Annotated in this window: 23 protein-coding genes and 1 pseudogene; 16 read left to right on the top strand and 8 right to left on the bottom strand. The window is 66.1% G+C overall.

Annotation, left to right across the window (positions count from 1 at the left end; translation table 11 throughout):
* Positions 1–446 precede the first annotated feature (446 nt).
* Positions 447–1,097: a uracil phosphoribosyltransferase gene (gene upp / locus GCT19_RS00120; protein ID WP_013088896.1), complete on the bottom strand. Its 651-nt coding sequence runs from the start codon at positions 1,095–1,097 to the stop codon at positions 447–449.
* A gap of 216 nt (positions 1,098–1,313) precedes the next feature.
* Here upp and GCT19_RS00115 point away from each other — a divergent pair, with 216 nt between their 5' ends.
* The 15 genes from GCT19_RS00115 (at position 1,314) to GCT19_RS00045 (ending at position 17,217) form a co-directional block, all read left to right on the top strand.
* Entirely contained in the window at positions 1,314–2,093 is a 780-nt protein-coding gene (locus tag GCT19_RS00115; protein WP_018431542.1) for an SDR family oxidoreductase, read from the top strand.
* Positions 2,094–2,144: 51 nt separating this feature from the next.
* Positions 2,145–2,534 (top strand): methylglyoxal synthase, encoded by a 390-nt coding sequence (locus GCT19_RS00110; RefSeq protein ID WP_013088898.1) that lies wholly within the window; start codon positions 2,145–2,147, stop codon positions 2,532–2,534.
* A gap of 46 nt (positions 2,535–2,580) precedes the next feature.
* Positions 2,581–3,555 (top strand): quinone oxidoreductase family protein, encoded by a 975-nt coding sequence (locus GCT19_RS00105; RefSeq protein WP_152850720.1) that lies wholly within the window; start codon positions 2,581–2,583, stop codon positions 3,553–3,555.
* 177 nt (positions 3,556–3,732) lie between these two features.
* The gene (locus tag GCT19_RS00100; RefSeq protein WP_018431541.1) at positions 3,733–3,843 is read left to right on the top strand and encodes a hypothetical protein; all 111 of its coding nucleotides are present in this window, start codon (positions 3,733–3,735) and stop codon (positions 3,841–3,843) included.
* On the top strand, positions 3,843–3,935 hold the full coding sequence (kdpF, locus tag GCT19_RS00095; RefSeq protein WP_013088901.1) for a K(+)-transporting ATPase subunit F: 93 nt from the start codon (positions 3,843–3,845) through the stop codon (positions 3,933–3,935). Before GCT19_RS00100 ends, kdpF begins: the two co-directional genes overlap by 1 nt.
* On the top strand, positions 3,932–5,737 hold the full coding sequence (kdpA, locus tag GCT19_RS00090; protein WP_152850719.1) for a potassium-transporting ATPase subunit KdpA: 1,806 nt from the start codon (positions 3,932–3,934) through the stop codon (positions 5,735–5,737). The genes kdpF and kdpA overlap by 4 nt, the downstream gene beginning before the upstream one ends.
* Before the next feature lie 87 nt (positions 5,738–5,824).
* Positions 5,825–7,936 (top strand): potassium-transporting ATPase subunit KdpB, encoded by a 2,112-nt coding sequence (gene kdpB, locus GCT19_RS00085; RefSeq protein ID WP_152850718.1) that lies wholly within the window; start codon positions 5,825–5,827, stop codon positions 7,934–7,936.
* 58 nt (positions 7,937–7,994) lie between these two features.
* Positions 7,995–8,573 (top strand): potassium-transporting ATPase subunit KdpC, encoded by a 579-nt coding sequence (kdpC, locus tag GCT19_RS00080; protein WP_152850717.1) that lies wholly within the window; start codon positions 7,995–7,997, stop codon positions 8,571–8,573.
* A 151-nt stretch (positions 8,574–8,724) separates the two neighbouring features.
* Complete coding sequence (locus GCT19_RS00075; RefSeq protein WP_152850716.1) at positions 8,725–11,580, top strand: DUF4118 domain-containing protein; 2,856 nt, start codon at positions 8,725–8,727, stop codon at positions 11,578–11,580.
* Positions 11,573–12,271 (top strand): two-component system response regulator KdpE, encoded by a 699-nt coding sequence (gene kdpE / locus GCT19_RS00070; RefSeq protein ID WP_152850715.1) that lies wholly within the window; start codon positions 11,573–11,575, stop codon positions 12,269–12,271. Before GCT19_RS00075 ends, kdpE begins: the two co-directional genes overlap by 8 nt.
* Positions 12,272–12,372: 101 nt before the next feature.
* Positions 12,373–12,693 (top strand): quaternary ammonium compound efflux SMR transporter SugE, encoded by a 321-nt coding sequence (sugE, locus tag GCT19_RS00065; RefSeq protein ID WP_018431535.1) that lies wholly within the window; start codon positions 12,373–12,375, stop codon positions 12,691–12,693.
* Positions 12,694–12,926: 233 nt separating this feature from the next.
* Positions 12,927–13,538 carry a DUF4126 domain-containing protein gene (locus GCT19_RS00060; protein WP_026227931.1) on the top strand — a complete coding sequence of 204 codons (612 nt, stop codon included), beginning with the start codon at positions 12,927–12,929 and terminating at the stop codon, positions 13,536–13,538.
* Positions 13,539–13,639: 101 nt separating this feature from the next.
* Positions 13,640–16,129, top strand: a complete 2,490-nt coding sequence (locus GCT19_RS00055) for an ABC transporter permease (RefSeq protein ID WP_152850905.1) — start codon at positions 13,640–13,642, stop codon at positions 16,127–16,129.
* 37 nt (positions 16,130–16,166) lie between these two features.
* A complete protein-coding gene (locus tag GCT19_RS00050) occupies positions 16,167–16,580 on the top strand; it encodes a group II truncated hemoglobin (RefSeq protein ID WP_013088910.1) in 414 nt (137 codons plus the stop codon).
* On the top strand, positions 16,573–17,217 hold the full coding sequence (locus GCT19_RS00045) for a DUF924 family protein (protein ID WP_152850714.1): 645 nt from the start codon (positions 16,573–16,575) through the stop codon (positions 17,215–17,217). Before GCT19_RS00050 ends, GCT19_RS00045 begins: the two co-directional genes overlap by 8 nt.
* A gap of 54 nt (positions 17,218–17,271) precedes the next feature.
* Here GCT19_RS00045 and GCT19_RS00040 read toward each other — a convergent pair whose 3' ends face one another.
* The 7 genes from GCT19_RS00040 to GCT19_RS00010 all read right to left on the bottom strand — a co-directional run bounded on the left by GCT19_RS00040 (position 17,272) and on the right by GCT19_RS00010 (position 24,661).
* Positions 17,272–19,239, bottom strand: a complete 1,968-nt coding sequence (locus GCT19_RS00040; protein WP_152850713.1) for an ArnT family glycosyltransferase — start codon at positions 19,237–19,239, stop codon at positions 17,272–17,274.
* A gap of 282 nt (positions 19,240–19,521) precedes the next feature.
* Positions 19,522–20,268 carry an SDR family oxidoreductase gene (locus tag GCT19_RS00035; RefSeq protein ID WP_152850712.1) on the bottom strand — a complete coding sequence of 249 codons (747 nt, stop codon included), beginning with the start codon at positions 20,266–20,268 and terminating at the stop codon, positions 19,522–19,524.
* Between the two features lie 71 nt (positions 20,269–20,339).
* Positions 20,340–20,927, bottom strand: coding sequence for an LOG family protein (locus GCT19_RS00030; RefSeq protein ID WP_152850711.1), 588 nt, complete (start codon positions 20,925–20,927; stop codon positions 20,340–20,342).
* Positions 20,928–20,929: 2 nt separating this feature from the next.
* Positions 20,930–21,655, bottom strand: coding sequence for a TetR/AcrR family transcriptional regulator (locus tag GCT19_RS00025; RefSeq protein ID WP_013088915.1), 726 nt, complete (start codon positions 21,653–21,655; stop codon positions 20,930–20,932).
* Positions 21,656–21,935: 280 nt separating this feature from the next.
* The gene (locus tag GCT19_RS00020; RefSeq protein WP_152850710.1) at positions 21,936–22,619 is read right to left on the bottom strand and encodes a diacylglycerol kinase; all 684 of its coding nucleotides are present in this window, start codon (positions 22,617–22,619) and stop codon (positions 21,936–21,938) included.
* Positions 22,620–22,639: 20 nt separating this feature from the next.
* On the bottom strand, positions 22,640–23,671 hold the full coding sequence (locus tag GCT19_RS00015) for a glycosyltransferase family 4 protein (RefSeq protein ID WP_152850904.1): 1,032 nt from the start codon (positions 23,669–23,671) through the stop codon (positions 22,640–22,642).
* Between the two features lie 48 nt (positions 23,672–23,719).
* Positions 23,720–24,661 carry a UDP-2,3-diacylglucosamine diphosphatase gene (locus GCT19_RS00010; protein WP_152850709.1) on the bottom strand — a complete coding sequence of 314 codons (942 nt, stop codon included), beginning with the start codon at positions 24,659–24,661 and terminating at the stop codon, positions 23,720–23,722.
* A 261-nt stretch (positions 24,662–24,922) separates the two neighbouring features.
* Between GCT19_RS00010 and GCT19_RS00005 the strand changes: the two are divergent.
* Positions 24,923–25,219, top strand: a pseudogene (locus GCT19_RS00005) (IS481 family transposase); the annotation flags it as partial.

Below are 25,219 nucleotides of genomic sequence, written 5' to 3'. Positions count from 1 at the left end.
TCGGCGCGGCCACTCCTGCCGCCGATCTAAGCCTGGCCGTTCCCGCGCGTCGTTCCACGCTGCCCGCCGGTAGGCGTTCGAGCCGGTTCATACATGAGCCGCGGCCCAAGCGGGGCCGCAGGGCGGCAGCGCGATGGCAGCGGGGCAGCTTGCGCGGCCAGGCGCCGCATGACCTGATGCGAAGGCGCGGGGCGCCGGTCGAAATTGCAGACGGTGGTGCGAGTGATCTTGCGGGTCGAGCCGCTCGTCGAGCGGATTCGAATTTTATCACGCCGCGACGGTGCGGCAGCGGGGCCGCGGCGCGAAACCGGCCGCAAATGCAATGAAATCGAAGCGAAAACGACCGGAGGCGGCGCCGATGTGTCGCCGGGACCGCCGGATGCCGTCGAAAGCGGGGCCGCTTCAGGGCAGGGACACTGCCGAGCCACCCCGCCGGCGCCTGCGTATCAGTTCTTCGTACCGAACAAGCGGTCGCCCGCGTCGCCGAGGCCCGGCACGATGTACGCGTGCTCGTTCAGATGCGAATCGAGCGAAGCGACGAACAGCTTGACGTCCGGGTGCGCGTCCTGGAACACCTGCACGCCCTCGGGCGCGGCGACGAGCGCGAGGAACAGGATGTTCTCGGCGGCCACGTTGCGGCGCTTGAGCACATCGACCGCGTGCACGGCCGAGTAGCCGGTCGCGACCATCGGATCGCAGAGGATGAACACGCGGTCTTCGAGATCCGGCAGCCGCACCAGGTATTCGACCGGCCGATGATCCTCCGCGCGATACACGCCGATGTGGCCGACGCGCGCCGACGGCACCAGCTCTAGCAGGCCGTCCGACATGCCGACGCCCGCGCGCAGCACCGGCACGATCGCGAGCTTCTTGCCGGCGATCACCGGCGCGTCGATCTCGACGAGCGGCGTGGTGATGCGGCGCGTGGTCATCGGCAGGTTGCGGGTGATTTCGTAGCCCATCAGCAGCGTGATTTCGCGCAGCAACTCGCGGAACGTGCGCGTCGACGTGTCCCGGTCGCGCATGTGCGACAGCTTGTGCTGGATCAGCGGGTGATCGAGGATGAATAGATTGGGGAAACGGCTGTCCTGGGTCATGGCGGGCTCGCGCGCGGCGGCAAGGTGGATCGGTTCGGCGCGCTCATCCGTTGCGTCCGTCCGCGCCCGAAGCTCGGACGAACGGTGGAAATATGCGCCACCGCGCAAGTTTACCGAAAGAGTACCGCCCGGCGATACCTGAGATTGCAGCGGCGCGGCACAGTCCGGCACCGATTCTTCTAGAATCTGGGGAAACTTCGCCACGAGGGCATACACATGGATTTGGGAATCGCAGGACGTACCGCGCTGGTTTGCGCGGCGAGCAAGGGTCTGGGGCGCGGCTGCGCGGAAGCGCTCGCCGCCGAGGGCGTCAACCTGACGATCGTCGCGCGCACCGCCGAAACGCTCGAAGCGACCGCCGAGGCGATCCGCAAGCAGAGCGGCGTCGAGGTGAAGACCGTCGCATGCGACATCACCACCCCCGAAGGACGCGCCGCCGCGCTCGCCGCCTGCCCGCAGCCGGACATCCTCGTCAATAACGCGGGCGGGCCGCCGCCGGGTGATTTCCGCGACTTCACGCACGACGACTGGATCCGCGCGCTCGAAGCCAACATGCTGACGCCGATCGAGCTGATCCGTCAGACCATCGACACGATGAGCGCGCGCGGCTTCGGGCGCATCGTCAACATCACGAGCTCGGCGGTGAAGGCGCCGATCGACGTGCTCGGCCTGTCGAACGGCGCGCGCTCGGGGCTGACCGGTTTCGTCGCGGGTCTCGCGCGCAAGGTCGCGCCGACCGGCGTGACGATCAACAACCTGCTGCCGGGTCTGTTCGATACCGACCGCATCGCGGTCACGTTCGAGGCGCAGGCGAAGACGCACAACATTTCCATCGACGAAGCGCGCAAGCAGCGCATGAAGACGATCCCCGCCGGGCGCTTCGGCAATCGCGAAGAATTCGGCCGCGCGTGCGCGTTCCTGTGCAGCACGCATGCCGGCTACATCACCGGGCAGAATTGGCTGATCGACGGCGGCGCTTATCCGGGCACGTACTGAACCGCCACATCACAACAACGATATTCACAACGGTTTGAGGAGTCTTACGTCATGAGCACCCGCATTGCGCTGATCGCGCACGATCACAAGAAGGACGACATCGTCAAACTGGCCGGCGAATACGTCGACACGCTCGCGCGCTGCGAGATCGTGGCGACCGGCACAACCGGCGGCCGCATCAGCGACGCGCACGGCCTCACGGTCGAGCGCATGTTGTCGGGCCCGCACGGCGGCGACCTGCAGATCGGCGCGCAGCTCGCCGAAGGGCGCGTCGACATGGTGATTTTCCTGCGCGATCCGATGACGCCGCAGCCGCACGAGCCGGACATCAACGCGCTAGTGCGCGCGTGCGACGTGCACAACATTCCGTGCGCGACGAACATCTCGACCGCGCGCATGGTGCTCGACGTGCTGACGCTGCGCCTGTCCGGCGAGGCGTGAGCGCGCGCGTGGCCGCACCTACATTCGTACAGATCAAGGAGACATGATGGCCAAGGCAATCCGATTCGACAAAACCGGCGGCCCCGAAGTAATGAAATGGGTCGACGTCGAGGTGAGCGAGCCCGGCGCGGGCGAGATCCGCATCCGCCAGACGGCGGTCGGTCTCAACTATATCGACGTGTACTTCCGCACCGGGCTGTATCCGCTGCCGCTGCCGGGCGGGCTCGGCATGGAGGCGGCCGGCGAGGTCAGCGCGCTCGGCTCGGGCGTGACCGGTCTGAAGGTCGGCGATCGCGTCGCGTATGTCGCGCGGCCCCCCGGCGCGTACGCGCAGGAACGCGTGCTGCCGGCTGCGCAGGTCGTCAAGCTGCCCGATGCGATCAGCAACGAGCAGGCCGCGTCGGTGATGCTGCAAGGCTTGACCGCGCAGTATCTGCTGCGCCGCACGTATCGGGTGAAGGCCGGCGACACGATCCTGATTCAGGCCGCGGCGGGCGGCGTCGGCCTGCTCGCGTGCCAGTGGGCGAAGGCGCTCGGCGCGACGGTGATCGGCACGGTCGGTTCCGACGAGAAAGCCGAGATCGCGAAAGCGCACGGCTGCGATCACGCGATCGTCTATACGCGGGAGAACTTCACCAAGCGCGTACGCGAGATCACCAACGGCGCGGGCGTGCCGGTCGTCTACGATTCGATCGGCAAGGACACCTTCGAAAAGTCGCTCGACTGCCTCGCGCCGCTCGGCCTGTTCGTGAGCTTCGGCAACGCGTCGGGTCCGCTGCCGCCGATCGATTCGTCGGAATTCGCGGGACGCGGCTCGCTGTTCTTTACGCGACCGACGCTCTTCACCTATATCGCGAAACGCGCCGATTACGAGGCGATGTCGGCCGAACTGTTCGACGTGCTGAGTTCGGGCAAGGTCAATACGAGCATCAATCAGCGCTATGCGCTGCCGGACGTCGGCCAGGCGCATGCGGACCTCGAAGGGCGCCGCACGACGGGGTCGACGATCCTGCTGCCGTAAAAAACTTCGCGGGCTCCGGCCGCGCTACCCGACCCCTACGAAGGCCGTTTCATCGCGAGATGAAACGGCCTTTTCCGTTTACGCGATTTTTACGCGCACCCCGCAATCTTTGACCCGACCTTTAGGCGGATCGGCATACCGTTCCATCTAACCAAAATCCGTAAATGGGGAACAAGAATGGATGTGCTGTATGTCGGTGGCTTGGCGCTGTTTGCCGTGCTGACCTTTGGGCTGATTGGCGGCTGCGAGAAGCTGATGCAGTTGCGTCGCGGACAGGGAGCACGCTAATGACCTGGATGCTGTGGCTGGCCGGCGCGTCCACCGCGCTGCTGTTCGTTTATCTCGTGTATGCGCTGCTGCGCGCGGAGGACATTGAATGAACACGAACGATGTCCTGCAGGCGAGTCTTTTGATCGTCGTGCTACTGGCCGCCGCGGTGCCGGTGGCGGGCTACCTGGGCGCCGTGATGGACGGCAGTTCACGGGTGGTGCGCTTCGGCGCGCCGCTCGAACGGCTGCTTTACCGTATCGCGGGCGTCGATCCTGCGGCGGAAATGGGCTGGAAGCACTACGCGATCGCCACGGTCGCGTTCAACGTGCTCGGCGTGGTGTTCCTGTACGTGCTGCTGCGCGTGCAAGGGTGGCTGCCCGGCAATCCGCAGCAGTTCGGCGCGATGTCGGTCGACGGTGCGTTCAACACCGCGGTCAGCTTCGTGGCGAACACCAACTGGCAGGACTACACGCCCGAGCAAACGGTCAGCTATCTGACGCAGATGCTCGGCCTGACCGTGCAGAACTTCCTGTCGGCGGCGACCGGCATCGCCGTCGTGATGGCGCTGATTCGCGGCTTCGCGCGGCATACCGCGCAGACCATCGGCAACTTCTGGGTCGATATCACGCGCGTGACGATGTACGTGCTGATCCCGATGGCCGCGATCATCGCCGCACTGCTGATGAGCCAGGGCGTGATCCAGAACTTCAAGGCCTATCAGGACGTGCCGACGCTGCAGACCACCACCTACGCCGCGCCGAAACTCGACGCGCAAGGCAATCCGGTGAAGGACGCGAAGGGCAATCCGGTGACGGTCGACACGCCCGTGAAGACGCAGACCATCGCGATGGGTCCGGTCGCATCGCAGGAAGCGATCAAGATGCTCGGCACCAACGGCGGCGGCTTCTTCAACGGCAACTCCGCGCATCCGTACGAAAACCCGACGCCGTTCTCGAACTTCGTGCAGATCTTCTCGATGCTGATCATCCCGGCGGCGCTCGCGCTCGTGTTCGGCCGCGTGATCGGCGATCGCCGGCAGGGCGTGGCCGTGCTCGCGGCAATGACGATCGCGTTCGGCGTGTGCGTGTTCGGCGAGATCAGCGCCGAGCAAAGCGGCAATCCCGCGTTCGCGGCGCTCAACGTCGATCAGTCGGCGAACGCGCTGCAGGCGGGCGGCAACGCGGAGGGCAAGGAAACGCGCTTCGGTATCGCGCAGTCGGGCATCTTCACGGTCGCGACGACGGCCGCTTCGTGCGGTGCGGTCGCCAATACGCACGATTCGTTGACGCCGATCGGCGGCCTGTACCCGATGCTGCTGATGCAACTCGGCGAAGTGATCTTCGGCGGCGTCGGTTCCGGGCTGTACGGGATGCTCGTGTTCGCGCTGCTCGCGGTGTTCGTCGCGGGGCTGATGATCGGCCGCACGCCCGAGTACGTCGGCAAGAAGATCGAGGCGTACGAGATGAAGATGGTATCGATCGTCGTGCTGCTCACGCCGCTGCTGGTGCTGGTGGGCACCTCGATCGCGGTGCTCACCGATGCGGGCAAGGCCGGCATCCTGAACCCCGGCGCGCACGGCTTCTCCGAAATTCTCTATGCGTTCAGCTCGGCCGCGAACAACAACGGCAGCGCGTTCGCGGGTCTCACGGTGAGTACGCCGTTCTACAACTGGCTCACCGCGATCGCGATGTGGTTCGGCCGCTTCGGCACCATCGTGCCGGTGCTCGCGATCGCTGGCTCGCTCGCCGCGAAGAAGCGCATCGGCGTCACCGGCGGCACGCTGCCGACGCACGGCCCGCTGTTCGTCGTGCTGCTGCTCGGCACGGTGCTGCTGGTCGGCGCGCTGACCTATGTGCCGGCGCTCGCGCTCGGTCCCGGTGTCGAGCATCTGATGATGATCGGCGTGAAGTGACGCGGGGCCGCGATCAACGACGCCCAACGGCCGAACAGGCGCTTGCACGAGCAAGCTTGCAAGCGCACAAGGATATTCGAGGATTCAATGACTGAACATAACGCTACGCGGTCCATGTTCGACCCGGCGCTGATGCGCCCGGCGATCGTGGACTCCTTTAAAAAGCTCACGCCGCGCACGCAGTTTCGCAACCCGGTGATGTTCTGCGTGTACGTCGGCAGCATTCTGACGACCATTCTGTGGATCGCCGCGCTCGGCGGTCAGGCCGAGGCGCCCGCGGGCTTCATTCTCGCGGTCACGCTGTGGCTGTGGTTCACGGTGCTGTTCGCGAACTTCGCGGAGGCGCTAGCCGAAGGCCGCTCGAAAGCGCAGGCCGCGTCGCTGCGCAGCGCGAAGAAAGACGTGATGGCCAAGAAGCTCAACGAGCCGCATCCGAAGTCGCCGATCCGCATCACGACCGCGACCGATCTGCGTAAAGGCGACGTCGTGCTGGTCGAGACCGGCGACGTGATTCCGGCAGACGGCGAAGTGATCGACGGCGTCGCATCGGTCGACGAATCGGCGATCACCGGTGAATCGGCGCCAGTGATCCGCGAGTCGGGCGGCGACTTTTCATCGGTGACGGGCGGCACGCGCGTGCTGTCGGACTGGATCGTCGTGCGCGTCACGGCGAACCCGGGCGAGGCGTTCCTCGACCGCATGATCGCGATGGTCGAAGGCGCGAAGCGTCAGAAGACGCCGAACGAAATCGCGCTGACCATCCTGCTCGTCGCGCTGACGATCGTAATGCTGCTCGCCACCGCGACGCTGCTGCCGTTTTCGATGTTTTCCGTCGAGGCCGCCAAGGCGGGCCACGTGGTGACGATCACCGCGCTCGTCGCGCTGCTCGTGTGTCTGATCCCGACGACGATCGGCGGCCTGTTGTCGGCGATCGGCGTGGCCGGCATGAGCCGCATGATGCAGGCGAACGTGATCGCGACCTCGGGTCGCGCGGTCGAAGCGGCCGGCGATGTCGACGTGCTGCTGCTCGACAAGACCGGCACGATCACGCTCGGCAACCGCCAGGCGTCGCAGTTCCTGCCCGCGCCGGGTCTGAGCGAAGAAGCGCTTGCCGATGCCGCGCAGTTGTCATCGCTGGCTGATGAAACGCCGGAAGGCCGCAGCATCGTCGTGCTCGCGAAGCAGCGCTTCAATATCCGTCAGCGCGACATGGCCTCGCTGCATGCGGTGTTTCTCGCGTTCACCGCGCAGACCCGCATGAGCGGCGTCGATCTGTCGCCGCAAGGGACGCCCGCCGGAACGCACGGCCGTGAAATCCGCAAGGGCGCGGCCGATGCGGTCAAGCACTACGTCGAAGCGAACGGCGGCCGTTTCCCGAACGAAGTCAGCAATGCGGTCGCCGAGGTCGCGCGACGCGGCAGCACGCCGCTCGTGGTCGCCGAGAAGGGCGAGCAGGGCGCGCGCGTGCTCGGCGTGATCGAGCTGAAGGACGTCGTGAAGGGCGGCATCAAGGAGCGCTTCGCCGAGTTGCGCAAAATGGGCATCAAGACCGTGATGGTGACGGGCGACAACCGTCTGACCGCCGCCGCGATCGCGGCTGAAGCGGGCGTCGACGACTTTCTCGCCGAAGCGACACCCGAAACGAAGCTCGCGACGATCCGCGCGCATCAGGCCGAAGGACGTCTGGTCGCGATGACCGGCGACGGCACCAACGACGCGCCCGCGCTCGCGCAGGCCGACGTCGCGGTCGCGATGAACACCGGCACGCAGGCGGCGAAAGAGGCCGGCAATATGGTCGACCTCGATTCGAATCCGACCAAGCTGATCGAGATCGTCGAGATCGGCAAACAGATGCTGATGACGCGCGGTTCGCTGACCACGTTCTCCATTGCCAACGACGTCGCCAAGTACTTCGCAATCATTCCGGCCGCGTTCGCATCGACGTATCCGGCGTTGAATGCGCTGAACGTGATGCATCTGGCGACACCGACCTCGGCGATCATGTCGGCGGTGATCTTCAACGCGCTGATCATCGTGCTGCTGATTCCGCTCGCGCTGAAGGGCGTGCGCTATCGCGCGCTCGGGGCGGCGATCCTGCTGCGCCGCAATCTGCTGATCTATGGCCTTGGCGGGATCATCGTGCCGTTCATCGGCATCAAGCTGATCGATATGGTGCTCGCCGGGTTCGGCTGGGTTTGAGTGCGCAACGCGTCGCTACGCAATAACCAGCATTGATGAAAAGGGAAAGAGACCCATCATGAATAATCTGTTTCGTCCGCTGATCGTGATCTTCGTGGTGCTGACCGCGGTCACCGGACTCGCTTATCCCGCGGTGATGACCGCGTTCGGCCAGGCGGCGTTCCACGAAAAGGCCAACGGCAGCCTGATCGAGCAGAACGGCAAGGTGGTCGGCTCGCAGCTGATCGGCCAGCAGTTCGACGCGCCCCAGTACATCTGGGGCCGGCTGTCGGCGACGAACCCGATGCCGTATAACCCGCAGGCCTCGGGCGGCTCGAACCTCGGGCCGAACAACCCGGTGCTGCTCGACGAGATCAAGGGCCGTCTCGCCGCACTGAAGGAGGCGGGCACCGACATGTCGAAGCCGGTGCCGGTCGATCTGGTCACGTCGTCGGGCAGCGGGCTCGATCCGGAGATCAGTCCGGCCGCGGCCGCGTACCAGATAGAGCGGGTCGCGCAGGCCCGTCACCTTGCGCCGAACGACGTGCAGGCACTCGTCGAGCGCTATACGACGGGTCGCCAGTTCGGCGTGCTCGGCGAGCCGCGCGTGAACGTGCTGAAGCTCAACCTGGCGCTCGATGAAATGACGCGCGGTTGACACGGAACGCAACGACAACGCATCAGCCCCCATTGCGGTTCATCGATAAGACAGCGGCGTCCGCGTGGCGCCGCTGCGCCATTTGCGGGCCGGCGCGGGCCATGCCACCATGCAGACACCGCCGCTCGCACGACTATGACAATCACTGAGCATGAACCGCCCCAATCCTGACGAACTGCTCGACAAACTGCAGCGCGACGAAGAAAAACGCCTGCGCGGCAGGCTGAAAATCTTCTTCGGCGCGTCGGCAGGTGTCGGCAAGACCTATGCGATGCTGCAGGCCGCGCGCCGCCGCAAGGAAGAGGGTGTCGACGTGCTGGTCGGCATCGCCGAAACGCATGGGCGCAGCGAAACCGCCGCGTTGCTCGCGGGTCTCGACGTGCAGCCGCTCGCGCACATCGAGTATCGCGGCCGCAAGCTCGGCGAGTTCGATCTCGACGCCGCGCTCGCGCGCAAGCCGCAGCTGATCCTCGTCGACGAACTCGCGCATTCGAACGTGCAGGGCGCGCGCCATCTGAAGCGCTGGCAGGACGTCTACGAACTGCTCGACGCCGGCATCGACGTGTATACGACCGTCAACGTGCAGCACCTGGAGAGCCTGAACGACGTGGTCGGCCAGATCACCGGCATCCGCGTGTGGGAGACCGTGCCCGATCGCGTGTTCGATCATGCCGACGAAGTCACGCTCGTCGATCTGCCGGCCGAGGAACTGCTCGACCGCATGCGCGACGGCAAGGTGTACATGGCGCAGCAGGCCGAGCGCGCGGTGCGCAACTTCTTTCGCAAGGGCAACCTGATCGCGCTGCGCGAACTCGCGCTGCGCCGCACCGCCGATCGCGTCGACGCGCAGATGCGCGAGTACCGCGCCGATCGTTCGATCCAGCGCATCTGGCAGGCGCGCGAGCGGCTGCTGGTGTGCGTGGGTCCTGGTCCCGAAGCGCCGGCGCTGGTGCGTTCGGCGGCGCGCCTCGCCGCGAGCCTGAGGGCCGACTGGCTCGCGGTGTATGTCGAAACACCCGCGTTGCAGCGTCTGCCCGACGCGCGCCGCGCACGCACGCTGAACGCGCTGAAGCTCGCCGCCGAACTCGGCGCCGAAACCGCGACACTCGCCGCCCCCGATGCGCTCGACGCGCTGATCGGTTACGCGCAGGCGCGCAACGTATCGAAGCTGGTGGCGGGCGCCTCGTCGCGCACGGGCGTGAGCCGCTGGCTGCGCCGGCCGCTTGGCGAGCGCATCGCCGAGAAGAGCGGCGATCTCGATCTCACGCTGATTCGCGTGGCGTCGGAGCGCGACGGCGGCGAGCAACGGCAGCTGTTGAACACGACCGCGAACGCGTGGCGCGAGGCGTTGAGCGCGGCGCGCGAGCGTCGCTCGCCGCCGCGCGCGTATGCGTTCGCGCTTGCGATCGGCGCGGCGATCACGATGCTGTCGAGCCAGTTGATCGACCGCATCGATCTGACCAATCTGGTGATGCTGTATCTGCTCGGCGTGATCTTCACCGCGGTGAAGCTCGGCCGCGGGCCGGGTGTCGTGCTGTCGTTCGCGAGCGTCGCCGCGTTCGATTTTTTCTTCGTGCCGCCGCGCATGTCGCTGTCGGTGTCCGATACCCAGTACCTGCTGACCTTCTTCGGCATGCTGCTGACATCGCTCGTGATCAGCCATCTGACGTCGAGCCTGCGCCGTGAGGCGAGCGTCGCGCGACGCCGCGAGCAGCGCACCGGCGCGATGTACGAGATGGCGCGCGAGCTCGCCGCGGCGCTCGCGACCGAGCAGATCGTCGGCATCGGCACCCGGCACTTGAGCGAAGTGTTCGGCGCGCGAGTCGCGATCCTGCTGCCGGACAGCGCCGATCAGCTCAAACAGAAAATCGAGGACCCCGACCCGGCGATCACGCTCGAAGGCGACGCGCTCGACCTCGACGTCGGCCAGTGGGTCTACGATCAGCAGAAGCCGGCCGGCCACGGCACCGACACGCTGCCGGCCGCCGCGGCGCTGTATCTGCCGCTGAAGGCGCCGATGCGTACGCGCGGCGTGCTCGCGGTGGTCGTGCGTGACGAGCGCGAGCTGACCGTGCCGGAACAGCGGCGCATGCTCGATGCGTTCGCCGCGCAGATCGCGCTCGCGCTCGAACGCGTGCATTACGTCGACATCGCGCGCGATGCGCTCGTCAACATGGAGTCGGAACGACTTCGCAATTCGCTGCTGTCGGCGATTTCGCATGATCTGCGTACGCCGTTGACGACGATCGTTGGTTTTTCGTCGATGCTCGCGCAGGGGCGGGGAGGCCAGGGGCCGACCGACCCGCAATCCGCCGCGCATCGTAACGACGAACTCGTCGAGGCAATCCACGAAGAAGCGCTGCGCATGACCGGCATCGTCACTAACCTGCTCGACATGGCGCGCCTGCAGGCCGGTAGCCTGCAGCTGAATCAGCAATGGACGCTGCTCGAGGAGACCGTCGGCGCCGCGCTGCGCGCGTGCAGGCGTGTGCTCGCCGATCATCCGGTGCAGGTCACGCTTCCCGCCGATCTGCCGCTGCTGCATCTCGACGCGGTATTGATGGAGCGGCTGTTCTCGAACCTGTTTGAGAACGCGGCCAAATACACGGCGTCGGGCACGCCGCTCGCGATCGGCGCGCAGCAGATCGACGCGGACGGCGTGCCGTTCGTGCGCGTGACGATCGACGACAACGGCGCCGGCCTGCCCGCCGGCATGGAAGCGCGCGTGTTCGAGAAGTTCACGCGCGGCGAGAAGGAATCGGCGAAACCGGGCATCGGCCTTGGGCTCGCGATCTGCCGCGCGATCGTCGAGGCGCACGGCGGTACAATCGGCGCGCTCAACCGGATCGCCGCGGATGGCCATGTCGAGGGCGCGCGCTTCTGGTTCACGCTGCCGGTCAAGACGCCGCCCGAGGCCCCCGAGACGTTCGATACGCTCGAAGACGAAGACACCCCCGCCGACACCGCCGCCGACCTCAACCCGCTCACCCGACCCGCCCATGAGTGACCTGAGCATTACCGTCGTTCTGATCGAAGACGAAAAGCAGATACGCCGCTTCGTGCGCACGGCGCTCGAAGGCGAGGGAATCGCCGTGTACGACGCCGAGACCGGCAAGCAAGGGCTCGTCGAAGCGGCGACGCGCAAGCCCGATCTGGTGATCGTCGATCTGGGCCTGCCCGACACCGACGGCCTCGACGTGATCCGGGAGCTGCGTGGCTGGAGCGAGTCGCCGGTAATTGTGCTATCGGCGCGCACCCAGGAAAGCGAAAAGGTCGCCGCGCTCGACGCCGGCGCCGACGACTACCTGACCAAGCCGTTCGGCGTGTCCGAGTTGCTCGCGCGCATTCGCGCGCATCTGCGGCGGCGCAATCACGGCGGCGCGAACGAATCGCCGCAGGTGCGCTTCGGCGCGGTCACCGTCGACCTCGCGCTGCGCCAGGTCACGCGCGACGGCGCCGCGGTGCATCTGACGCCGATCGAATACCGGCTGCTCGCGACGCTCGTGCGCCACGCCGGCCGCGTGCTCACGCACCGGCAGTTGCTGCGCGACGTGTGGGGCCCGTCGCATGTCGAGAGTCACCACTATTTGCGCATCTACATGGCACACCTGCGCGGCAAGCTCGAGCGCGATCCGGCGCAGCCGGAGCATATCGTCACGGAGACGGGCGTCGGGTATCGGCTGGTGGGCGCGGCGTGAGTTCGTCCGCGATGCCGCTCCGTTATAATTTGCCGACGTAAGGACGACCTTACGCTTCTGTCAATCATCGGGGACGGCCCCATTTTTCATGGAGCTGCTCGATGTCCTGGTTTCTTCTGTTGATCGCCGGTCTGCTCGAAGTCGCGTGGGCGGCCGGTCTCAAAACTTCCGAAAGTTTCACCCGCTTGTGGCCGTCGGTCTTCACGGTCGTGACCGCGCTCGGCAGCTTCGCGCTGCTCGCGCTCGCGATGCGCCAGTTGCCGCTCGGCACGGCCTATGCGGTGTGGACAGGGATTGGCGCGGTCGGCGCGTTCATCTTCGGCGTCGTGATGATGGGCGAGGCGTTGACGGTCGCGCGCGTCGCCAGTGCGTCGCTGATCGTGATCGGCCTCGTCGGCCTGAAGCTGTCGTCGGGGCACTGACTCTTCGGCCACGTCCGGCCGGCGCGCGGCCGCCATGGCCTGCAAGCCACAGCGCGGCCTCGCCGCTCTACGTTCTGCGAATCATCGTAGCTATAATGAGACAGCAACGACGTTGAGATTGCCCGCGGCCTGGCTGGCGCGGCCGGCTTGGCAAGCCTGACGGCTTCGGCGCGGAATCCCCCACTGGTTTCCCGCCGCGGCTTCAGGCAAGCACAAAGCGCGTGGAGGCGGCCATGCTTGAATCACTTTCGCTTGCAGCGGGCCTTTCATGGGGCAGCGGTTTGCGCCTCTATCTAACGGTCCTTTTGGCCGGCGTATTAGAACGTCTTGGCCTGATCCACTTGCCGAACACGTTGTCCGCACTGTCATCGCCATGGGTGATCGGCGCGGCGGCCGTGCTGACGTTGGCCGAATTCCTCGCCGACAAGATCCCCGCGTTCGATTCGCTGTGGGACGCGATCCACACCTTCATCCGCATTCCGGCCGGCGCCGTGCTGGCCGCCGGCGCGCTAGGCCACGCCGATCCGACGCTGCTGACCGTCGCCGCGCTCGCGGGCGGCACGCTCGCCGGCACTGCGCATCTCGCGAAGGCGGGCACCCGCGCGCTGATCAATCTGTCGCCGGAGCCGGTGTCGAACGTCGTCACGTCGACCGCCGAAGACGGCCTCGCGGTCGGCGGGGTACTGCTGGCGCTATTCGTGCCACTCGCGTTTCTGGTCTTGATGGTAGGCTTTCTGCTACTCGCGGCGTGGGCATTGCCGCGATTGTGGCGTGGCGTGCAGGGCGGTTTTCGCGGCATGGCTACGCACATGGTGTCGCGATTGGCGAGGAGCAGGCACGATTGAGCGAAGCACTACCAGGATCTAAGGCGGGTTCAAGAACGCGCGCCGACACCAGACCGGCGCGCCGGCTCGGCGGCATCGATCTGGTGCGCCAGGCCATGCGGATGACGGCGCGCGACTGGCGCGCGGGCGAACTGACGATGTTGCTGCTCGCGCTCGTGCTGGCGGTCTCGGCGTTGTCGAGCGTCGGGTTTCTGGGCGACCGGCTGCATCAGGGGCTCGAGCGCGATGCGCGACGCATGATCGCCGCCGACTTCATCGTGCGCGCGGATCATCCGGTCGACCCGCAATTCGCCGCCGAGGCGCACGCGCTCGGTCTGCGAACCGCCACCACGGCGATCTTTCCCAGCATGATCAACTCGACCGGCGCGCAGCCGGCGTCGCGGCTCGCCGCCGTCAAGGCGGTGTCGACGGGCTATCCGTTGCGCGGCGCGGTGCGCATCGCGGCGGCGCCGGGTGCGGCCGATCATCCGGCGACGTCGATTCCGGCGCCGGGCACCGTGTGGGTCGACCAGGAGCTGCTCGACGCGCTGAAGCTGAAGATCGGCGATGCGGTGAAGGTCGGCAATCGCAGCTTCACGGTCGGCGCGCTGATCACGCGCGAGCTCGATCGCGGCTTCTCGTTCGTCAACTTTTCGCCGCGCCTGATGCTGCGCGCCGACGAAGTGCAGTCGACCGGGCTGATCACGTATGGCAGCCGGGTCACGTACCGGTTGCTGGTCGCCGGGTCCGACGATGCGGTCGCGCGCTTCGCGCAGTTCGCGCATGACCGCGTCGACGCCGGCAAGATGCGCGGCGTCGCGCTCGAGTCGCTGCAGGACGGCCAGCCGCAGGTGCGTCAGACGCTCGATCGCGCGGGCCATTTCCTGACGCTCGTGTCGCTGTTGACCGCGCTGCTAGCGGCCGTCGCGATCGCGATGGCCGCGCACCGCTTCATGCGCCGGCATCTCGACGGCTGCGCGGCGATGCGCTGTCTGGGCGTGAGCCAGTCCGCGCTGCGCGCGTTATTCACGCTCGAATTCGTCGGGCTCGGCGTGGTCGGCGGGGTGCTCGGCGTGGCGCTCGGTTTTCTGGGGCATCTCGCGCTGCTGACGTGGCTCGGCGGCCTGATCGACGTGGTGTTGCCGCAGCCGACGCTGTGGCCCGCGCTCGAAGGAATCGCGGCCGGCCTCGTGCTGCTGCTCGGTTTCGCGCTGCCGCCGCTATTGCCGCTCACGCGCGTGCCGCCGGTGCGCGTGCTGCGACGCGAATGGGGCGACGAGGGGCGCACCGCGTGGGCCGCCTACGCGTTCGGCATCGTGCTGTTCGCGGGGCTGCTGATTCTCGCCGCCGGTGAATTGAAGCTCGGCGGCATCGTCGCGGGTGGATTCGCGGGCGGGCTGCTGGTGTTCGCTGGAATCGCGCGGCTCGCATTGTGGGGCGCGGCGCGCGTGGTGCGCAGCGAGCGGGTCAATGCGGGCATCGGCTGGCGCTATGCGCTCGCGTCGCTGGAGCGGCGCAGCAGCACTAGCGCGCTGCAGATCACCGCGCTCGGCATCGGCCTGATGTGCCTGCTGCTGATCGCGATGACGCGCAACGATCTCGTGCAGGGTTGGCGCAAATCGACGCCGCCCGATGCACCCAACGAGTTCATCATCGACATCCAGCCCGATCAGCGCGACGCGGTCACACAGTATCTGGACGCGCACGGCGTCGCCGGCGTGGAGTTGTCGCCGATGGTGCGCGGGCGGCTCATCGCGATCAACGGCACGGCAGTCAACCCGGACTCGTTCAAGGGCGCGGACGCGCGGCGCCTGGTGGACCGCGAATTCAACCTGTCGTACACGACGCAACTGCCCGACGACAACCGGATCGCCGCCGGCAGCTGGTTCGGCGATACGACGAAGCCGCAGATTTCGATCGAGCAGGGTCTCGCGAAGCTGATCGACGTGAAGCCCGGCGACGTGCTGCGCTTCGACGTGACGGGACTGACCATCGAGGCGCCGGTGACGAGCGTGCGCAAGCTCGACTGGGGGTCGTTCAAGGTCAACTTCTTCGTGCTGATGCCGCCCGCTGCGTTGCAGGACTTCCCGGCGACATTCATCACGAGCTTCCATCTGCCCGCGGATAAACAGTCGACGATCGACGGCCTGATCGCCGCGTATCCCAATCTGACCGCGATCGATACCGGCCCGATCCTCGCGCAGGTGCAGCGCGTGTTGCAGCAGGTGATCGGCGCGGTGCAGTTCCTGTTCGCGTTCACGCTCGCGGCCGGCGTGCTGGTGCTGTACGCGGCGCTTGCGGGCACGCGCGACGAGCGTATGCGAGAATCCGCGCTGCTGCGCGCGCTGGGCGCATCGCATCGTCAGGTGCGGGCGGTGCAGGTGGCCGAATTCGTCGCGGTCGGTGCGCTGGCCGGCCTGATGGCGGCGGTCGGCGCGCAGGTCATCGGCTCGATGCTGGCCACGCATGTGTTCGAGTTTTATCTGGATTTCGATCCGTGGCTGCTGCCGGCGGGCATTGGCGCCGGCATTGCGTGTGCCGGCGTCGGCGGGTGGCTGAGTCTGCGGCATGTGTTGGCGCGGCCCGCGCTGCAATCGCTGCGTGATGCGTGAGTTTTCTTTGTGATGTTTATTTGCTGTTGAGCAGGGTATGAGCGATTTGAATGACGAAGTGTCCTCGGACAAGCCGACCGCCTTCGAACTGGTGGGCGGCGAGGCGCGTGTGCGCGAACTGGTCGACCGGTTTTACGACCTGATGGATCTCGAGGCGGATTTCGCCGGGATTCGCGCGCTGCATCCGGCATCGCTCGACGGCTCGCGCGACAAGCTGTTCTGGTTCTTGTGCGGTTGGCTAGGCGGTCCCGATCATTACATCAGCCGCTTTGGGCATCCCCGTCTACGCGCGCGGCATTTGCCGTTTGCGATCGCGTCGAGCGAGCGCGACCAGTGGTTGAGGTGCATGGCGTGGGCGATGGAGGATATCGGCTTGCCGGAGCCGCTGCGCGAGCGCCTGCTCGGTTCGTTCTTCGAAACCGCCGACTGGATGCGCAACCGCAATGGCTGACACGCTGCCGCACGCCGCCTCTGCACCGTACTCGTTCGACGCCGACTATGCGGCGCTCGAGCCGCGGGCGCGCGACGTTCTCGACTGCTGGTTCGGCGCACCGGGCACGCCGGAGCACGGCACGCAGCGCAAGCTCTGGTTCAAGCGCAATGACGCCGTCGATGCGATGCTGCGCGACCGTTTCGGCAACCTGATCGATGCGGCGAACGCGGGTGAGCTTGACGCATGGCAGGCCACGCCGTTGGGCGCGTTGGCGCTCGTGATCGTGCTGGACCAGTTTTCGCGCAACTGCCATCGTGGGACGCCGCGCGCCTTTGCGACCGACAGCAAGGCGCTGCAAGCCGCGCAACGGATGGTCGCGAGCGGCGCCGATCGGCTGTTGCCAAGCGTGCAGCATCGCGCGTTCGCGTATTTGCCGTTCGAGCACGATGAAACGCTCGCGAGCCAGCACGAGTCGCTGCGCCTCTTCAAACAGCTTGCGCAGGAGCAGGGCGGTGAGGGCTACTATCGATACGCGCTGCGCCACGCGAAAGTGATCGAGCGATTTGGCCGCTTTCCACATCGCAACGTGTTGCTCGGACGCGAATCGAGCGACGAGGAGATCGCGTTTCTGCGCGAACCCGGTTCGAGGTTCTGAATCAGCACGGACGCGCACGCGAAGCACTCGGCCGGCGCAATGTATTGCACGGCTTTACTCGTCGCCGCGTATCTTGCCCGCCACCGGCGTGCGCACGAATACGCGCAATAGCTCATCCGAATCGCCTGGCCGTGCGCCGGACCAGAACAGCCTCCATTCGCCGGCCGGCGGCCGCGCGTTGTTGCGGCGGCTTTCCTCGATCAGCCACGTGCAGGCCGTCGTGCGAGGATCTTCGCTCGGCTGATGCACGATGCCCGTGTAGTAGAAGAGCATCGGCGCTTCGGATTCGCCGAGACCGGAGCTTGCCATGCAGTCGCCGTCGTTCCATTCGATATCCATCTTCGCGCCGAGATCCCGGAACACCGAGCGGTAGCTTTTCGCGTAGTCGAGCCACGGCAGAAGCAGCGTGCTGACGAGCCCCCAAACGAGCATCGCGCCAGCACACCAGCTGAGCGCGCCGCGCCATTTGCCCGCGTACTTGAATGACGGCAGCAGCCACAGCCAGCCGATCGTCAGCACCAGCGCGCCGATGATCAGCGCGGGCGAAATCGGCAGCACCCAGTCGAGCGGCAGCCAGCGGCCGAGCAGATGCAGCGACGTATGCGTGCTCGCGGGAGTCGTCATCGTCGACCAGACGATCCACACCAGCGCGGCCGCGCTGCCGAACAGCACGCGGCTCGTCATATCCCAGCCGGTATGCAGGCGCGCGGGCAAGCGCTCGACGCCCTGCATCGCGACCAGCGCGAGCGGCGCGATGAACGGCAGGATGTAGAGCTCGCGGACCGTCGCCGAGCTTTGCAGTACCGCGAAACCGATGCCCGCGAACAGCAGCGGCAACGCCACGCGCGGATCGCGCCAGCGCCGCCACGCGCCACCGGCGAGCGCGGCCAGCACCAGCGGCACGACCGGAAAGCCGACGCTCAGCACGGTGCGCAGCACGAACAGATGGCTCTCGTTTTCGGAGCCGAGTTCGGCGACCGAAAAACCGAAGAAGCGCCCGACGTTGTTATCCCACAGCCACACCTTGAAAAGTGCTTCGGAGCGCAGGTAGAAGCAGATCGGCCAGATCAGCGCGAACGGCGCGCAGACGAGCGCGGCGAGGCCCAGCGCGCCCGCGAAGCCGCGGCTGCGGCATGCGGGATAGAGCAGCAGCGCCGCGCAGGCGGTGGCGCCGAACACGAGCGGCACGAATAGCCCCTTGGCGAGCAGCGACACGCCGACGCCCGCGCCGAACATCGTCGCGCCGCTGAGGATCGCGTGACGCCGCGCGGGGGCATCGAGCGGTTTGATCTGCCGGGCGGCCTGAGCATGCATCGCGAAATATGAGGCCGCGCGCGGATCGTCACGCAGATGCACGAGCACGAGTTCGAACAGTCCGCAAAAGCCGAGCGCGGCGCCGGCCATCAGCGCGACGTCGGTCATCATGTCGTGCACGTGCTTGACGACGACGAGCGTGCCGCCGAACAGCGCGAGCGTACCGATCACGCGCAGGTCGAACCAGCTCGATGCCGCGACCGCGCGACGCGCGACGCGCGCGGTGTAGTACACCGTCAGGCCCGCGAATAGCGCGCTCGCGAGCCGCGCCGCATCGTGCAGCGGCAGATAGCGGCCGAACATCCACGCGAGGCCGGTGGCGACCCAGTCGTAGATCGGCGGCTTTTCGACAAAGGGCTGGCCGGCATTGGTCGGCACGACGAGATCGCCGGTATCGAGCATGTGCTGGACGATGCCGAATGTGTAGGTTTCGTCCTGCTTCCACGGTTCGTGGCCGAGAATGCCGGGGACGAGCCACGCGCACAGGATCGCCAGCGCGACGAACCACAGCAGCGGACGGATCGCCGCGAGCGCGCGCCAACGCTGAAGACCGCGCGTCGCGCGGTCGGCGGAAACGGCTGAGCCCGATGGGTGGGCGGTGCTGGCGCTAAGCGCGGCCTCTTGCGCACTGCCTGCTGGAGCGGCCGAGGTCGCGGCCGTCGCGCTCGCATTGTGCGCGCGCCAGCGCGTGGACTGCTCGTCTTGCATGAAAGTCTCTATCAACGTACGTGACGGCCTCGGCCTCGTACTTATGTTTTGCTTACATCGCCTGCGAATGCATTCGATCCGGTCGATTGTAGCGCCGCATTATTACGGAAGATTACAGGTGCGGAAAGGCGCGCGCATTTAATGCGCGGCTATGTCGGTTCCTCGAAAAATCGATGGCGATTCGTGGAACGAGAGGTGGGGTGGAGTGCTGAAAAAGGCGCGGTCGTAGCGGACCGCGCTATGCGCTTGAGGCTTGCATGTCGCGCTGCACGCGACGTTCGCTCAACGACCGCCGGCGACGTCGAACAGCGCGCCCGTCACATATGACGACGCGTCGCTGAGCAGCCATACGATGGCTTCGGCGACTTCGTCGGCGCGGCCAGGGCGGCCGAGCGGCGTGGTCACGCCCAGTTGTGCGGCGCGTTCGGGCTTGCCGCCGCTCGCGTGGATCTCGGTGTCGATCAGACCCGGACGCACCGCGTTCACGCGCACGCCCTGCGGGCCGAGTTCTTTTGCGAGGCCGAGCGTCATCGTGTCGATTGCGCCTTTCGCCCCCGCGTAGTCGACGTATTCGTTCGGCGAACCGAGCCGCGCCGCCGCCGACGAAACATTGACGATCGCGCCGCCCATGCCGCCGCGCTGGGTCGACATGCGCCGCGCCGCTTCGCGCGCGCACAGATAGGCGCCGAGCACGTTGACATCGAACACGCGTTTCAGACGCGCGAAGTCCATGTCGGCGAGTTGGCTCGATGGCGCGACGATGCCGGCGTTGTTGACGAGCGCATCGATACGGCCGAAGGATTGCTGCAGCGTATCGAACATGCCGGTCACGTCCGCTTCGTTCGCGACATCGCCGGCGATCCGCAGCGCGCGGCCGCCCGCTTGTTCGACCTCGGCGACCGTCTGCTGCGCGGCGGCGAGGTCACGCACGTAGTTCACGCCGACGCACCAGCCGCGCGCGCCAAGCAGCCGCGCGGTGGCTCGGCCAATGCCGCGGCTGCCGCCGGTGATCAAAACAGCTTTCGTCATCGCAACCTCGTCGTTTGGGTGATGCGTGCGCGGCGGTCCGCGCTCGAGTTCGAGTTTCGGTGGACCAGGATTCAGATCGCGTCGCTTTGCACCGCCGCCCATTTGTCGCGCGCGGGCGGCGCGTAACGTTTCAGCTTGCCGATCAACGCGAGCGGATCGGCGTCGATCTGCAGCATGTCGAGATAGGTCTTGCGCAGGAAGCCTTCGTCGACCGTGTGCTGGAGCAGGCCGATCAGCGGCTCGTAGAAGCCGCCGGTGTTCAGCAGCGCGACCGGCTTGCCGTGATAGCCGAGCTGCGCCCACGTGAAGACCTCGAACAGCTCCTCGAGCGTGCCCGCGCCGCCCGGCATCGCGACGAACGCATCGGACAGCTCGGCCATCATCTTCTTGCGATGATGCATGTCGGGCACCACGTGCAGCTCGGTCAGGCCGTTATGACCCACTTCCTTGCTGACGAGCAGCTCGGGAATCACGCCGATCGCGCGGCCGCCTTCGGCCATCACGGTATCGGCAATCACGCCCATCAGTCCCACTTTGCCGCCGCCGAATACGAGCGCGAGATCGGCCTCGACGAGGGCGCGCCCGAATGCGCGCGCCGCGTGCGCATACAACGGGTTGGCTCCCATGGAGGAGCCGCAATAGACACACACCGACTTCATACTCAACTTTCCTTCGATTCGTTGCGAGGCGCGGCGCCTTCACGCGGCGGCAAGTAGTCGTAGAACTCGCGCTTGGGCAACGTGCCCGATACGAGGTCGTCGAACAGCTGCCGCGAGCGGCCGCGCAGGTAGGGCGCCATCAGCGAGACGATCTGCACGCTGACCTGATGCAGTTCCTCGCGGATCGCTTCCTGCTCGTTGTATTTGCGCGGATTCATCACGAACTGATATGACAGCCAGTACGTGCCGATCACGCCGACGTTGGTCGCGATCACCTGCATCTCCTGCGGCGTCGCGACCATTTCGCCGTCGGCGACGAGCTGTTCGCAGAACTGGCTCGCGAAGCGCACCTTGTGGCTGATGATCTGCTTGAAGTGTGTCTCGAGGGTGCGGTTGCGCGCGAGCAGGTCGTTCAGGTCGCGATACAGGAAGCGGTAGCGCCACGTGAAATCGACCATGTACTGCAGATACGACCACATTTCGTCGATGGTCGCGCGATGGTCGTCGGGGAAACGCAGACGCTTCTCGATCTCCTGCTCGAACTGGCTGAAGATGCTGTTGATGATGTCGTCTTTGTTGCGGAAGTGGTAGTACAGGTTGCCTGGGCTGATTTCCATTTCCTCGGCGATCGTCGTCGTCGTGACGTTCGGCTCGCCGATTTCGTTGAACAGCTTCAACGACAGTTCGAGAATCCGTTCGCGCGTGCGGCGGGGAGGTTTGGCTTCCATGTCGTCCGGCCCTGGTTATGCCGGGCTGGGCGCGTGGCGGCGTGCCGCCGCTGCGTGTTCCACCCGGATGCGGTTGGTATATTGAGCTCTTCCGAACCCGCCGACATGCGGCGGGCCCCCCGAAAGGGCAGGATGAAACGAGGCGCGGATACGTTTGCGCGAGCACTTTCCTGTCAGATCGTTAAACGATTATAAACCGAGCGTTCCAATACCCAACCGCCTGCGCGGATATTCGTCTTGTTGAACGTGGCAAGGCGTGCGCTCCAACCCGCGTCGAGACTCAAAGCCACGCGCGAACCCAGCCGACGACCAGCGGCCCGACGATCACCCCCCACGTCATCACACACATGCCGAGCGCGACCATCACGGCGGCGCTGCCAAGATCCTTCGCGCGGCGCGACAACTCGTGACGTTCGAGCGAGATCCGGTCGATTGCCGCTTCGACGCTCGAATTGAGCAGCTCGACGATCAGCACGAGCAGTACCGAGCCGAGCAGCAGCACGCGGGACACGGGATCGACGGGCACCACGAGGCCGCCCGGAATCAGGATCGCGGCCAGCGTGAGTTCCTGACGGAACGCACTTTCCTCGCGAATCGCGACGCGAAAACCGGCCAGCGAGTTTTTCATCGCGTGCCATGCGCGCGTAAGGCCGCGGTTGCCCTTGTAGGGGTTGAAGGGCAGCGGGGCGAGCGGGTCGTCGGGGCTGAGCGGTTCGTTGAGGGCGTCGTGGCTTGAGTCGCGAGTTGTGTCGTGGGTGGCGTCGTGTTGTACGCCGCCCGAGACGTTGGCGCTGCCGCTCTTAATTCTCGCGCCGTTCACCCGATGGACGCTATCCGCATGCCCGGCGACACCGGGCTCGCGGACATCGTCGAACGGTTCGATGCTTGCGGTGTCGCGGCTGGACTCGACGGCGCGCAGTGCGCCGTTCGACGGGCCTTCGGCGCTGGATCGACTGCTTCGCATGGATAGCTCCGCGCGCCGCATCACGCAGCGGCGCTTTCCTCACGATACGCCGTGCCGCGCAGTGGCTTCAAATGCGCGGCGAATTGTGCGGACGCCGCTGCCCACGAGAAGCGTTCGGCCCATGCGCGCGCATGGGCTCGATCGATCTTCAGTGCCTCCAGACAGGCTTCGCGCAGATCCTCGTGCATCGCTCCGGCGCCGCCGTCGCCGAGCACGTCGATCGGGCCCGTGACCGGATAGGCGGCGACCGGCGTGCCGCATGCGAGCGCTTCGAGCAGCACGAGCCCGAACGTGTCGGTGCGGCTCGGAAACACGAAGACGTCGGCGGCCGCGTAGACCTTCGCGAGTTCGGCCTGCGACAGCACGCCCAGATAGTTGACCTGCGGATAGCGCGACTTCAACTCGGCGAGCGCCGGACCTTCGCCCGCGACCCACTTCGAGCCGGGCAGATCGAGCTGCAAGAATGCCTCGACGTTTTTCTCGACCGCCACGCGTCCCACGTACAGGAAGATCGGCCGGGCGGTATTGAGCACCTTCGAGTCCATCGGACGGAAGATCTCGAGATCGACGCCGCGCGTCCACAGCACGACGTTGGTGAAGCCGAACTTTTCCAGGTCGTGTTTGACGACGGGCGTCGGCGCCATCACCGCGAGCGACGGCTTGTGGAACCAGTGCAGAAACTTGTAGGTCGCCGAGAGCCGGATGCGAAAGCGCGCCTGCACGTACTCGGGAAAGCGCGTGTGATACGCGGTCGTGAACGGCAGCTTGTGCTCCAGCGCATACGCGCGCGCGGCCATGCCGAGCGGACCTTCGGTCGCGATGTGCAACGCATCGGGCGCGAAACGGTCGATGCGCTCGCGCAGCCGGCGGCGCGGCAGCAGCGACAGGCGTATCTCCGGATAGGTCGGGCACGGGATGGTGCGGAATTCGAGCGGTGTCAGTAGATCGACCTGATGGCCGAGCGCGGTGAGTTCGCGCCGGGTGTTCTTCAGCGTGCGCACGACGCCGTTGACCTGCGGCTCCCATGCGTCGGTGACGATCATGATCTTCATCGCGTTGTTCATCGCTGCGGGCCCTGTGGAAGTGGACAGTGGAAGTGCTCAGGCAGTGGCGCGGGCTTTTTGCGCGCGCGCCTGGGGGGCGCGCAGCGCGGTCCAGAAGATCACCTTGAGTTCGCCTTCATAGGTCTCGACGAGCGCCGACAGACTCTCGACCCAATCGCCGTCGTTGCAATAGAGCACGCCGTCGATCTCGCGCATCTCGGCCTTGTGGATGTGCCCGCAGACGACACCGTCGCAGCCGCGGCGACGCGCTTCGTCGGTCATCACAGTTTCGAACGACGAGATGAAGTTGACCGCGTTCTTGACCTGATGCTTCAGGTATTGCGACAGCGACCAGTACGGGAAGCCGAGCTTGCTGCGAATGCGGTTGAACCAGCGGTTCAGCACCAGGATCATCGTGTACAGCGTGTCGCCGAGATAGGCGAGCCATTTCGCATGCTGGATCACGCCGTCGAACAGATCGCCGTGCACGATCCACAGCCGTTTGCCGGCGAGCGTGGTGTGGAACGCTTCGCCGCGCACGTGGATGTCGCCGAACGCGAGGTCGCAGAACTGGCGCGCGGCTTCATCGTGATTGCCGGGCACGTAGATCACCTGGGTGCCTTTGCGCGCTTTGCGCAGCACTTTCTGCACGACGTCGTTGTGGGCCTGCGGCCAGTACCAGCCTTTCTTCAACTGCCAGCCGTCGATGATGTCGCCGACGAGGTACAGGTACTCCGATTCGTTGTGGCGCAGGAAGTCGAGCAGATAACCCGCCTGGCAGCCGCTCGAGCCGAGATGGATATCCGACAGCCAGATCGTGCGATAGCGATGCGGATCGTCGTGACCGTCATCGGGATGATCGGCGTGGGCATCGAGTGATGGCGTTGCCGGCAGCGGCAGGCCGTGATGAGTAGAACCCGGGGCGGGCCGGAACGCGACGGGGTCGACGCTCGGTCCGGTTTGACGAAACAGGGAAGTCGCGGACGTATTGGGGTCCATGGCTCACGCGTCGAGTGGCGGTGCCCGTATTGAGCCAGGCGCGAGTGACTCTGCCGTGACAGTCACGAGAAGTTCTTATTACGGAGGGGCCTTGGCGGGGCCTGTTTTTTCGTTGTTCTGGCCTTGTTGGCCTTTCCTTGTTGTCTTGTCGGTCTATTGGCGTTGCCCCTGTGCGGGGCGGCACCTACTTTCTTTGCAGCAGTGTATGGACCGCAGACATGGGTAACAGGTGTGCCGGGACATGGGTAACACTTCGGGCGCAGCCGGCGCCTGCGCGACCAGGGTCATATGGACGTGCCCGCCCCTAGCACGGTGACGGGCATCCTGCATCGCCACGGCCTGATCGAGGACGCGGCATCCGCGGCCGCGACACCCTGGCAGCGCTTCGAGCATGCGCAGCCCAACGAACTCTGGCAGATGGATTTCAAGGGGTGGTTCGCGCTGCAGGACGGACGACGCTGTTCGCCATTGACCGTGCTCGATGACCATTCGCGCTACAACCTGGCACTCGATGCCTGCGGCTGCACTGACAGCCGCACCGTGCAGCAGCATCTGGAG

Source organism: Paraburkholderia atlantica (assembly GCF_009362785.1).
GTDB classification, from domain to species: Bacteria; Pseudomonadota; Gammaproteobacteria; order Burkholderiales; family Burkholderiaceae; genus Paraburkholderia; species Paraburkholderia atlantica.
Note: the sequence above shows the minus strand (reverse complement) of the source record. Positions and strands in the feature narration are given on the sequence as shown.

Coding starts and splice junctions, on each gene's coding strand:
- upp (WP_013088896.1), bottom strand. CDS start 1,097: ATGACCCAGGACAGCCGTTTCCCCAATCTATTCATCCTCGATCACCCG.
- GCT19_RS00115 (WP_018431542.1), top strand. CDS start 1,314: ATGGATTTGGGAATCGCAGGACGTACCGCGCTGGTTTGCGCGGCGAGC.
- GCT19_RS00110 (WP_013088898.1), top strand. CDS start 2,145: ATGAGCACCCGCATTGCGCTGATCGCGCACGATCACAAGAAGGACGAC.
- GCT19_RS00105 (WP_152850720.1), top strand. CDS start 2,581: ATGGCCAAGGCAATCCGATTCGACAAAACCGGCGGCCCCGAAGTAATG.
- GCT19_RS00100 (WP_018431541.1), top strand. CDS start 3,733: ATGGATGTGCTGTATGTCGGTGGCTTGGCGCTGTTTGCCGTGCTGACC.
- kdpF (WP_013088901.1), top strand. CDS start 3,843: ATGACCTGGATGCTGTGGCTGGCCGGCGCGTCCACCGCGCTGCTGTTC.
- kdpA (WP_152850719.1), top strand. CDS start 3,932: ATGAACACGAACGATGTCCTGCAGGCGAGTCTTTTGATCGTCGTGCTA.
- kdpB (WP_152850718.1), top strand. CDS start 5,825: ATGACTGAACATAACGCTACGCGGTCCATGTTCGACCCGGCGCTGATG.
- kdpC (WP_152850717.1), top strand. CDS start 7,995: ATGAATAATCTGTTTCGTCCGCTGATCGTGATCTTCGTGGTGCTGACC.
- GCT19_RS00075 (WP_152850716.1), top strand. CDS start 8,725: ATGAACCGCCCCAATCCTGACGAACTGCTCGACAAACTGCAGCGCGAC.
- kdpE (WP_152850715.1), top strand. CDS start 11,573: ATGAGTGACCTGAGCATTACCGTCGTTCTGATCGAAGACGAAAAGCAG.
- sugE (WP_018431535.1), top strand. CDS start 12,373: ATGTCCTGGTTTCTTCTGTTGATCGCCGGTCTGCTCGAAGTCGCGTGG.
- GCT19_RS00060 (WP_026227931.1), top strand. CDS start 12,927: ATGCTTGAATCACTTTCGCTTGCAGCGGGCCTTTCATGGGGCAGCGGT.
- GCT19_RS00055 (WP_152850905.1), top strand. CDS start 13,640: ATGACGGCGCGCGACTGGCGCGCGGGCGAACTGACGATGTTGCTGCTC.
- GCT19_RS00050 (WP_013088910.1), top strand. CDS start 16,167: ATGAGCGATTTGAATGACGAAGTGTCCTCGGACAAGCCGACCGCCTTC.
- GCT19_RS00045 (WP_152850714.1), top strand. CDS start 16,573: ATGGCTGACACGCTGCCGCACGCCGCCTCTGCACCGTACTCGTTCGAC.
- GCT19_RS00040 (WP_152850713.1), bottom strand. CDS start 19,239: ATGCAAGACGAGCAGTCCACGCGCTGGCGCGCGCACAATGCGAGCGCG.
- GCT19_RS00035 (WP_152850712.1), bottom strand. CDS start 20,268: ATGACGAAAGCTGTTTTGATCACCGGCGGCAGCCGCGGCATTGGCCGA.
- GCT19_RS00030 (WP_152850711.1), bottom strand. CDS start 20,927: ATGAAGTCGGTGTGTGTCTATTGCGGCTCCTCCATGGGAGCCAACCCG.
- GCT19_RS00025 (WP_013088915.1), bottom strand. CDS start 21,655: ATGGAAGCCAAACCTCCCCGCCGCACGCGCGAACGGATTCTCGAACTG.
- GCT19_RS00020 (WP_152850710.1), bottom strand. CDS start 22,619: ATGCGAAGCAGTCGATCCAGCGCCGAAGGCCCGTCGAACGGCGCACTG.
- GCT19_RS00015 (WP_152850904.1), bottom strand. CDS start 23,671: ATGAAGATCATGATCGTCACCGACGCATGGGAGCCGCAGGTCAACGGC.
- GCT19_RS00010 (WP_152850709.1), bottom strand. CDS start 24,661: ATGGACCCCAATACGTCCGCGACTTCCCTGTTTCGTCAAACCGGACCG.